Origin of the sequence: Acetomicrobium sp. S15 = DSM 107314 (genome assembly GCF_016125955.1) — a bacterium.
Taxonomy (GTDB): Bacteria; Synergistota; Synergistia; order Synergistales; family Thermosynergistaceae; genus Thermosynergistes; species Thermosynergistes pyruvativorans.
Genome location: NZ_JADEVE010000272.1, coordinates 1 through 269, shown reverse-complemented (window position 1 = coordinate 269; position 269 = coordinate 1). Strand labels below are relative to the sequence as shown.

The window sequence follows — 269 nt, the reverse complement described above, 5'->3', positions numbered from 1 at the left end:
TGTCTTGTCTTCGGCGTCGGGAAGCCCCTTCCCCTTTGGGTTGTAGTTCTAATAGAGCATATGTCAGACCGGAACGCGACCCTCTCCCATTGGAGCATATCCTTCAGGCACACTCAGGGTTGGTGAATTTGACTTCATCGCATCCAAGACCTCTTTTATCATCTCAGGATCCAGCGCTGAAGTGGGTTCGTCAAAGAGCATCACTTTGGGGTCCATCGCCAAGGCCCTGGCTATTGCCACGCGTTGCCTTTGGCCGCCGGAGAGCTGCG

General features: G+C 54.6%; 1 pseudogene. It reads right to left on the bottom strand.

The features are described 5' to 3' along the window. Positions 1 to 135 precede the first annotated feature (135 nt). Positions 136 to 269, bottom strand: a pseudogene (locus EZM41_RS07290) (ATP-binding cassette domain-containing protein); the annotation flags it as partial.